Source organism: Phytoactinopolyspora alkaliphila (assembly GCF_010550695.1).
GTDB classification, from domain to species: Bacteria; Actinomycetota; Actinomycetes; order Jiangellales; family Jiangellaceae; genus Phytoactinopolyspora; species Phytoactinopolyspora alkaliphila.
In genome coordinates, this window is record NZ_JAAGOB010000017.1 from 95,045 (window position 1) to 104,697 (window position 9,653).

Annotated in this window: 8 protein-coding genes; 5 read left to right on the top strand and 3 right to left on the bottom strand. The window is 69.2% G+C overall.

The genetic code is table 11. The features are described from left to right. Positions 1-2: 2 nt before the first annotated feature. Positions 3-1,334, bottom strand: a complete 1,332-nt coding sequence (locus G1H11_RS23275) for a 6-phospho-beta-glucosidase (RefSeq protein ID WP_163821010.1) — start codon at positions 1,332-1,334, stop codon at positions 3-5. Continuing rightward, positions 1,331-2,083 carry a DeoR family transcriptional regulator gene (locus tag G1H11_RS23280; protein ID WP_163821011.1) on the bottom strand — a complete coding sequence of 251 codons (753 nt, stop codon included), beginning with the start codon at positions 2,081-2,083 and terminating at the stop codon, positions 1,331-1,333. The genes G1H11_RS23275 and G1H11_RS23280 overlap by 4 nt, the downstream gene beginning before the upstream one ends. 179 nt (positions 2,084-2,262) lie before the next feature. Here G1H11_RS23280 and G1H11_RS23285 point away from each other — a divergent pair, with 179 nt between their 5' ends. The 5 genes from G1H11_RS23285 (at position 2,263) to G1H11_RS23305 (ending at position 9,512) form a co-directional block, all read left to right on the top strand. Beyond that, the gene (locus G1H11_RS23285) at positions 2,263-3,372 is read left to right on the top strand and encodes a PfkB family carbohydrate kinase (protein WP_216844066.1); all 1,110 of its coding nucleotides are present in this window, start codon (positions 2,263-2,265) and stop codon (positions 3,370-3,372) included. Positions 3,373-3,402: 30 nt separating this feature from the next. After that, positions 3,403-4,767: an extracellular solute-binding protein gene (locus G1H11_RS23290; protein WP_163821012.1), complete on the top strand. Its 1,365-nt coding sequence runs from the start codon at positions 3,403-3,405 to the stop codon at positions 4,765-4,767. A gap of 73 nt (positions 4,768-4,840) precedes the next feature. Then, positions 4,841-5,806 (top strand): carbohydrate ABC transporter permease, encoded by a 966-nt coding sequence (locus G1H11_RS23295; RefSeq protein ID WP_163821013.1) that lies wholly within the window; start codon positions 4,841-4,843, stop codon positions 5,804-5,806. Further along, the gene (locus G1H11_RS23300; protein WP_163821014.1) at positions 5,803-6,609 is read left to right on the top strand and encodes a carbohydrate ABC transporter permease; all 807 of its coding nucleotides are present in this window, start codon (positions 5,803-5,805) and stop codon (positions 6,607-6,609) included. Before G1H11_RS23295 ends, G1H11_RS23300 begins: the two co-directional genes overlap by 4 nt. 146 nt (positions 6,610-6,755) lie before the next feature. Then, positions 6,756-9,512 carry a sugar-binding protein gene (locus tag G1H11_RS23305; RefSeq protein WP_163821015.1) on the top strand — a complete coding sequence of 919 codons (2,757 nt, stop codon included), beginning with the start codon at positions 6,756-6,758 and terminating at the stop codon, positions 9,510-9,512. Positions 9,513-9,555: 43 nt separating this feature from the next. On the opposite strand, the gene G1H11_RS27300 is transcribed toward G1H11_RS23305, so the two are convergent. Next, positions 9,556-9,653 (bottom strand): hypothetical protein (locus G1H11_RS27300; protein ID WP_343074912.1); only part of this gene is annotated, 98 nt, incomplete at its 5' end.

Here is a 9,653-nt window from a genome sequence, read left to right on the forward strand (position 1 = left end):
GGTCAGGAGTGGGTGAGGACGGAGCGGAGCTCGGGCAGCGCCTCCAGTTCTCGCGCCAAGATCCGCTCGGCCGTCTTGACCGACCCGACGAGCGGATGGATCGCCAGCGCTTTCACCGCGCCGGACTTCGAGCCGCTCACAGCCGCCTCGATCGCTGCCCGTTCGGCGGCCTTCACGCTGGCCGCCAGAGCGGACGCGTGCGGATCCAGCGCGCTGCCGGCGATGGGGTGGGCACCGTTGCGTCCCACCAGGCACGGGACCTCGACCACAGCGTCGGCGTCCAACCCCGGCACAGCGGAGCGGTTCGGCACGTTCAGCACCAGCGTCGCCTGCTCGTCAGCGGCGATGGCCCGCATCAAGGCGAGGGCCACCCGGTCGTATCCCCCGCCGTCGAGGTCGTCGGCGTGCCGGTGACCCGCGCCTGAGGCCTCACGGCTCTCCGCCATGTACGTGGCCTCGCGCTCCCGCCGCACCTCGTTCCAGCGATCTGCCGCGCCGGGCTCGCCGGAGGCCGCGTAGAAGCCCTCCTGCTGCTTGAGCAGGAACTCGCCCCTGGTGGCGGGGGCGCCCAGGATGGAGCCGATCGCGTCCTGCGTGAAGTAGTAGTAATACAGGTACTCGTTCGGGATGGCGCCCAGAGTCCGCAGCCAGGGCCCGCCGAACAGGTGCCCCTCCTCGAAGCCGGCCAGGGCGTCGTCGTCGGCGAGAAGGCCCGGCAGCACGTCGCGCCCGTCTACCAGGACCCGCCGCAGCCAGCCGAGGTGATTGAGCCCGGCGTAATCGAACCACGCCTCGGACATCTCCACGTTCAGGGCACGCGCCACCCGCCGGAACAGTCCCACGGGCGAGTCGCAGATGCCGATCACCCGGTCCCCGAGGACCCGGCTCATCGCCTCCGTCACCATGCCCGCGGGATTGGTGAAGTTGATCACCCACGCATCGGGCGCGTGCTCGCGCACGGTCTCCGCGATGTTCAACGCCACCGGGACGGTGCGCAGCCCGTAGCAGATGCCCCCGGCACCGGTGGTCTCCTGCCCGAGGACGCCTTCGGCCAGCGCCGACCGCTCGTCGCACGTACGCCCGCGCAGGCCGCCGACCCGGATCGCGGAGAACACGAAGTCGGTGCCCTTCAACGCCGCGGCCAGGTCGTCCTCGACGATCACCTGTGGCCCGCCGGCCGGTGAGGTCTCGTCGAGCACCGCCCGCACGGCCTGCACCCGGGCGGCGTCGGTGTCGTACAGCACGATCGACTCCACCCCCGAATGCTCGGCGGCCAGTGCCGAATGAACGAGCGGAACGCGGAAGCCCCCGCCGCCCAGGATCGTCAGCCTCATGCGGCGATCACCTCTACTCCAGATTCACGCAAGGTCGTGAGGGTGCCGGAATCGGCACCCTCGGTGGTGACGACGACGTCCAACGCGTCGGCGGCACAGACGGTGGCGAAGCCGCCACCGGGAAACTTCGATTCGTCAGCCAGCAGGACCACCTGGTCCGCGGAGCTGATCATGGCTCGCTTGACCGGCACCTCGATCGCGGTGGTGTCCATGACCGTGCCGTCCGGGCGGACGCCACTGGTGCCCATGAACAGCCGGCCGGCACGTACCTGCCGCAGGCAGTCCTCGGTCAGGAAGCCCACCAGGGACCGGTAATTGCGGCGCACGACACCGCCCAGGAGGATCAGCTCGATCTCCGGATCGGGCACCAGCTCCTCGTACACCGCGAGGTTCGCGGTCATCACCGTGACCGACCGTCCGTGCAGATGGGTGGAGAGCTGATGCACAGTGGTACCGATGTCCAGGAGAAGAACGTCGCCGTCCTCCACCAACCCGGCCGCTCGCCGCGCCACGGCGTCGCGCGCCTCCTGTCCAATGGTGGCAACCTCGGCGAACGGCTCCTCGAGCGAGGTGCTGGCGGCCGCTCCCCCGCGCACCCGGGTGAGCAGCTCGAGGCGCTCCAGCCGGTTCAGGTCGCGCCTGATGGTCGCCTGGCTGACGCCAAGCCGGTCGGAAAGGACACCGACCGCCACGGGACCTTCGGAGCGAAGGATCTCCATGATCAACTCATACCGTCGCTGTGCGAGCACGAGTGAACAATATCAATCAACTTCCTCAACTTGTCCACCTTGATGAATGAAGCTGCGCAAAACGACGCCGGAATAGCGTGCACGGCCGTATCCATCGATCAGCTCTTGTCAACTTTGAACACGACCGCTATGTTCTTACAACACGACAACAGGCATGTCTGATCCCACCCGAGGTAACCGTGTCCAGCACCGCGAGAGACCCGTTGCGTCCCGGACCACCTGTCCGCGCGCAGCACGATCCGCTGAGCGCCCTGCGCAAGGACGATGATCCTGAGTTCGACGTGTTCCTCACCGGAACCGTCTTCTTCGACATCATCTTCCTCGGGCTCGAAGCGGCGCCCCAGCGTGGCACCGAAGTCTGGGCGTCCGGCATGGGCTCCGGCCCCGGCGGGGTGGCCAATCTGGCCGTCGCCGCGTCCCGCCTCGGCCTGCGAACCAGCCTCGCCGCCGCGTTCGGCGAAGATCTGTACGGCGACTACTGCCGGCAGACCCTGGGCATCCAGGAGGGCGTCGATCTGGCCTACTCCCGCTACGTCACCGGCTGGCATTCGCCGGTCACCGTCTCCATGGTGTACCAGCAGGACCGGACCATGGTCACCCACGGCCACGTCCCCGAGGTCCAGTCGCGGCTGGTCACCCATGCGCCGCAGTCCCGCGCGTCGTACATCGACCTCGGCCACGAGCGCCAGCCCTGGGTGGACACGATCGCCGCCCAGGGTGGCCTGCTGTTCGCCGACCTCGGCTGGGACCCGGAGGACCGCTGGGACATCGGGCGCCTGCGCGAGAGTCTGAACGGCTGCCACGCCTTCTCGCCCAACGCGATGGAGGCGATGAGCTATACGCGTACCGACACGCCCGAGGACGCACTCGCCAAACTGGCCGAGATCGTCCCACTGGCCGTCGTGACCTGCGGCTCCGACGGTGTCATCGCCCACGACCAGGAGACCGGCTCGATGGTCCACGCGCCCGCGGTGCCGGTGGACGCACTCGACCCCACCGGCGCCGGCGACGTCTTCATGGCCGGCCTGATCACCGGCAGTGTCGCCGGCTGGCCGGTGGAGCACCGCCTGCGGCTGGCCAACCTGGGAGCCGCCCTGTCGGTGCGGCACTTCGGCGGCGCGCTGGCCGCCCCCGGGTGGGGCGACATCGCCACCTGGTGGAAGGAGACTGGTTCGAGAGACCCCGCGTTGAGTGACGCGTACACCTTCCTCGAGGATGTCCTTCCCGACTACGACGTCCCCGAAGTGTCACGCGCCATCGCCACCTTGGGTTTCCGCTCCGGACGCTGAGTCCGCAGCACCTACACGAAAGGGCATGAGATGAGAAGGACACGAACCTGGGCCCGGCTCGCCGCGGCCGCCACCGCCGTCGCCGTCCTGGCCGCATGCGCGCCGGGCGACGACAACAACGGGGACGACGGCGGCGACGGCACGGAGCCCACCGCCGAGGACGTGGCGACCGACCCCGCCGAGATGGGTGACATCGTCCTCACCGTGTGGGACCAGGAGGTCCGCGGCGGCCAGTCGGAGCAGATCGAGGAGCTCAACGCCGCGTTCGAGGAGGCCTACCCGAACATCACCATCGACCGGGTCTCCCGGTCCACCGACGACCTGCGCACGACGCTGCGGCTCGCCCTCTCCGGCGACGACGCCCCGGACGTCGTACAGGCCAACAACGGGCGCGCCGAGATGGGGCAGTACGTCGCCTCCAGCATGCTGGCGCCCCTGGACGCCTACGCCGAGGAATACGGCTGGTTCGACCGGTTCCCCGAATCGGTGCGCGCCCTGGCCATGTACTCCGATGACGGTGCCGTCTACGGTGAGGGCAATCTCTACGGCCTGCCGCAGATGGGCGAGATCGTCGGGCTCTTCTACAACAAGACCAAGCTGGACGAACTCGGCGTCGACCCGCCGGCCACCACCGAAGACCTCATCGCCGCCTTCGACGCCGCGCTCGACGCCGGAGAGGTGCCCATGCAGTTCGGCAACTCCGAGCCGTGGGCGGGAATCCACCAGTACGGCTTCGTGCAGAACCAGTTCGTCGACGCCGAAACGATCAGCGATCTCGGCTTCGGCCGTCCCGGGTCCTCGTGGACCTCGGAGGACAACGTCGCCGCCGCCGAGGCCATCATCGACTGGGTGGACACCGGATATTTCGTCGAGGGGTTCAGCGGCATCGACTACGACTCGGCCTGGCAGAGCTTCGCTCAGGGTGAGGGAGTGTTCTTCACCGGTGGGACCTGGCTGGTCGCCGACCTCGCCGACGCGATGGGCGATGAGGTGGGCTTCCTTCTGACTCCCGCCGGGGCGAGCGGACAGAACCTGGTGACCGGCGGTATCAGCATTCCCTGGTCGATCCCGGCGCGCAGCCAGAACCAGGATGCCGCGGCTGCCTACATCGACTTCATCACCAGCGCCGACGCGATGGCGACCATCACCGAGACGGGCAACCTGCCGGTGGTGGACGCCGAGCAACAGGACGTGGACGGTCTGCAGGCCGAGGTCTTCGACGCCTGGGCACAGGCGGGCGCCGAGAACCTGCTGGTCCCCTACCTGGACTACGCCACGGAGACGTTCTACGACACGATCACCGCCGCCATCCAGGACCTGCTCGCGGAGCAGCGCAGCCCGCAGGAGTTCCTCGAGCACCTGGAGTCGGAGTACACCGCACAGGTCGACGGCTGATCGACGTTCTTGCGTCCTGCAAGGCGAGTGTCATCGTCCTCGCCTTGCAGGACGCAGGCAATGAAGGAGGGTGATGGAGCGCACGCAGCCGGCCCGTGCCGGTGCCGGGGAGACGCACGGCGAACCGGCCACCGGGCGCCGCGCCGCCAAACGGCGAGGAGGACCTCCCGGAGAGCCGCGCAAGCTGGCCTATCTGTATATCCTGCCAGCGCTCCTGGTGTTCGTCCTGTTCATCGGGTGGCCCCTGTTCCGCAGCGCTACCTTCTCGCTGTACGAGTGGGACGGGCTGGGATCGAGCACATGGGTGGGCCTGTCCAACTACAGCGCGGTCTTCAGCGATCCGGCACTGCGCGGCGCGTTCATCCACGCCTTGGTCCTGATCGTGTTCTACGCCGTCGTGCCGGTGTCGCTCGGGCTGATGCTCGCGGCCACCATGATGCGGGCCGGCCGGATGCGCGGCCTCGGTGTGTTCCGCGTTCTGATCTTCCTCCCGCAGGTGGTCCCGATGGTCGTCGTCGCCATCGCGTGGCGCCAGATCTACGAGCCGACGGGGCCGCTGAACTCGGTGCTGCGTGCGGTCGGCCTGGACGGTCTCGCCCGCCCGTGGCTGGGCGACTACACCTGGGCGCTGCCGGCCGTCGGCCTGGTCGGCACCTGGGTCGGCACCGGCCTGTGTTTCGTACTGTTCCTGGCCGGCATGGCCAAGATCCCGCGTGAGCTCTACGAGGCGGCCCGGCTGGACGGCGCCCGCGCCCGGCAGGAGTTCTTCTCCATCACCCTGCCCGCGGTCCGCGGCGAACTGGCCGTGGCGCTCACCCTGACCATCATCGCCGCGCTGAAGACGTTCGACCTCGTCTACGTCATGACCAGCGGTGGCCCGGGCCGGCAGACTGCCGTCCCGTCGTTCGAGGTGTACCGGCACGCGTTCCTGATCGGTGAGGTCGGCACGGCCACAGCGCTGGCGCTGGTGCTCACCGCGATCGTCTTCGTGGTCACCGTCCTGGTGAACCGGATCGGCGCCGAAAGGGGGCAACGATGACGATCTCCCGCACCGAGCGGCTGTTCAGCTATGCCATTCTGGTCCTGTTCGCTGCCGCCGCGCTGTACCCGGTGCTGCTCATCCTCTCCACGGCGCTGTCGCCGGACCGGATCGGCGACACCGGCGGCCTGCACTTCGGCAACCTCGCCGACGCCTGGACGCAGGGCCGGTTCGGCTCCTACATGCGCACCAGCGCGATAGTCGCGGTCCTGGTGGTGGGTCTGTCCGCGCTGTTCTCCATCATGGCCGGCTACGCCTTCGGCACCATGCGGTTCCGCGGTTCCGAAGTCATCTTCTACGTGATCCTGCTCGGCATCATGGTGCCGGCGGAGGCGCTCGTCGTCGCCCTCTACTTCGACCTGCGCTCGGTGGGGCTGACGAACACTCTGGTGGCGATCGTGATGCCGCAGGTGGCGCAGTCCGTCGCGTTCGGGACGTTCTGGATGCGCGCCTACTTCCGATCGAGCTCCCGTGAGGTGGTGGAGGCCGCCCGGCTGGACGGCGCCGGTCACTGGCGCACGCTGTGGCGGGTGCTGGTGCCGATGGGCCGTCCGGCGATCACCACCATGCTGGTGCTGATCTTCATGTGGACCTGGAACGAGTTCCTCATCCCCCTGGTGATGGCCACCAGCGAGAACCTGCGCACCGCTCCCCTCGGGCTGGCGTTCTTCCAGGGCCAGTACACCGCGGGGACGGCCCTGCTGGCCGCGGGTGCGACGCTCGTCGCGCTCCCCGTCGTCATCGTCTACCTGTTCCTGCAGCGGCACTTCATCCGCGGCATGGTCGAAGGCGCGGTCAAGTGAGCCACGCGGCCGCCACGTCACGGGGACCGCCGGCGCGCGTGTTGATCATGGTCAAATCGTCCCCACCGGCCCGGACACGGGCGCACCTCCCATGATCAGCGGGCAAGGCACAGGTCCCCGTCAGCCAACACCGATAGGACGGATCCATGCGATTACCCACTAGCCTGGCAGCGGCTTCCGCGGCCGCGCTCCTCATCTCGCCGCTCGCCGTCACATCCGCGCTCAGCGCGCCCTCCATCCCGGCTGCCGCCACGCTCAGCGCCGCCGACGCCGCCAAGCCGCGCCCCGGCGACACCGTCGACCTCGACGTGCTCTTCGTCGGCGCCCACCCGGACGACGAGGCGAGCGCTCTCGCCGCGTTCGGTCAGTGGAACGAGTTCGACGGGCTCCGCACCGGCGTCATCACCGTGACGCGCGGCGAAGGCGGCGGCAACGCCGTAGGCCTGGAGGAAGGCCCCGACCTGGGGCTCCTGCGCGAGGCGGAGGAACGGCGCGCCGTCGGATTCGCCGGCATCCAGAACGTCTACAACCTCGACAAGGTCGACCTCTTCTACACGCTCAGCTCACCCCTGCACCGGATGGCGTGGGACAGCGAGGCCGTCGACGACACGCTCGAGCGCGTCGTCCGGGTGGTGCGTTCCACCCGCCCGGAGGTCATCGTCACGATGAACCCCTCCCCCACACCCGGCAACCACGGCGGACACCAGGAAGCGGCCCGGCTGGCGGTCGAGGCCTACTACGCCGCGGCCGACCCGGACGCCTTCCCCCACCAGCTGACCGACGAGGGCCTGGAGCCCTGGGCCGCCGGCCGGATCCTGCAGAACGGAGCCTCCGGTTCCGGCGTGCTCGGTTCGGCGTGCGAGACCACGCCGTACGAGCCTCGGGACACCTCCGACCGGGTCTTCGGCACCTGGCAGGGCCGGGTCTCCGAGGCGGCGGGCGAGACATGGGCACTTCTCGAGCGCCGCGCGCAGTGGGAGTACGTGAGCCAGGGCTGGGCCGTCTTCCCGCCGCCGCCCGACGACCCGGAGCGGATCGGCTGCGACTGGATGACGCTGATCGACAGCCGCACGCCGTACCCCGAGCCGGCCAGCGGAAGTACGGCCGCCGTGCAGGGTGCCGCCCTGCCGATCGAGGGTGGCCTGCCCTTCGGCACCGAGCTGGCCGTCACCACCGGCGAGTTCACCGTGCTGCCGGGCGTGTCCTTCGATGCCACGGTGCGGATGAAGGCCGCACGCAAGCCGCTGATCCAGTCCCAGCTGCAGGTGGACGCGCCCGACGGCTGGACCGTGGACGTCCAGGGTCAGCCCCCGAAGACGCTGAAGCCGGGCCAGGAGTCGACGGTGGACGTCGTCGTCACCCCCGCTTCGGACGCTGAGGTGGGCCGGCGGTTCACCCTCGCCGCCACTCTCACCACCCGTGACGGCGCAAGCGGCACCAACGAGACCGCCGTCGAGACGGTCAACGAGGTCAACGGCCGGCTCAGCGCCCGTCCCGAGATCGCGCTGTTCAACGAGTGGACGCAGGAGCAGAACCTGCCGAGGCTGGAGAATCTCATCACCCAGACCACCTCGGTGGGCTCCGGACGTAGCGCCGAGGTGACGGTCGATGTCAGCAACAACAGCGACGCCGCCGTGAGCGGCGTGGTCACGCTCGACCTGGCCGACGGCTTCGCCGCGACTCCGGCCGAGCAGACCTTCAGCGGGCTCGAGGCGGGAGCGACCACGTCGGTCACCTTCGAGATCACCAACACCGACACCTCGCTGCCGACCTCCAGCAACGCCGAAGGCGGCGGCTATCCGTTCCAAGTGCTGACCACGGTCGGCGACACCACCGACGTCCAGGACGCCGTCCTCGAGCTCGTACCCACCAGCGAGGCGTCGCACCTTCACGACGAGCCAGTCCTCGACGGCGTCGCGGGCGACGGCGAGTACCCCGGCGAGGAGCTCGACGTTTCGACGCACTGGGAGGGCCAGCGAGTCGGCGCCGACGACGTCTCGGCGATCGCCAAGGTGAGCTTCACCGACGAGGCGCTGTACGTGTATGTCGACGTGACCGACGACGCCCTGGGCACGAAACTCACGCAGGAGGACTGCAAGCGGCACTGGCGGACCGACTCGGTGGAGATCACCATCGATCCGCGCGGCACATCGGAGAACGCCTCGACGGCGTTCAAGGCCGGGATCTTCCCGATCACCGACGATCCGGAGAACGGCAACCCGCCGTGCTTCGGGCGCGACGCCGACAACTACCAGGGTCCGGGTGACATCACCGCGCCGGGCATGGAAGTCGCCTCCGTCGTGCGGGAGCCGTACGACGGATACACGCTCGAGGCGAAGATCCCGTACGACGTCCTGCCCGACACCGTCGATCCGGACCGGATGGGCTTCAACGTCCTGGTCTACGACTCCGACACCCAGGACAAGACAGGCCAGACCCGGATCGGCTGGTCGACGTTCGGCGGCGTCCAGGCCAATCCGGGCGCGTGGGGGCTGCTGACGTTGCCGGGCCTGGCCGAGTCCGACCCCGACCCCGTCGAGCCGATCCTGCCCGACGAGGCGGCCCAGAGCATCAACTCGCCGCAGAGCATCGCTCAGTCTGCTGAGGACGGCGTTCCGCTCGGCGGCGGGCCAGGTTTGGGCGACAAGGCGCTGCGGGTCCAGTCGGCGTCGATCGAGGGCGGCGAAGCGGCGGTTCGGTTGCGGACCAGTTCCGCGGGCCAGGCGAACGTGTTCGTCTGGGACGGCGAGAACGTCGTCGGGTCGCTGAGCACCGAGGTGTCCGGCGGCAAGACAAGCGTCGTCGTGCCACTCGACGGCGATGCCGGCGGTGCTGACCTGGAGGTCCTGGTTGCCTTCAGCACCGAGGACGGCACCGCGGCCGCGGCGGCGCCACTGCGCTGACGCCGCCCTTCCCCAAATGAGGCTCTCCTGACGTTTCCGTGGGTTAGCGGCCCGGGAGGGCTGGGCGGTAGCCGCCGAGGGAGAGCATGGCCAGGGCGATGAGGGCGTGAGGGTCTTTGAATCCGTAGGCGACGCGGGTGA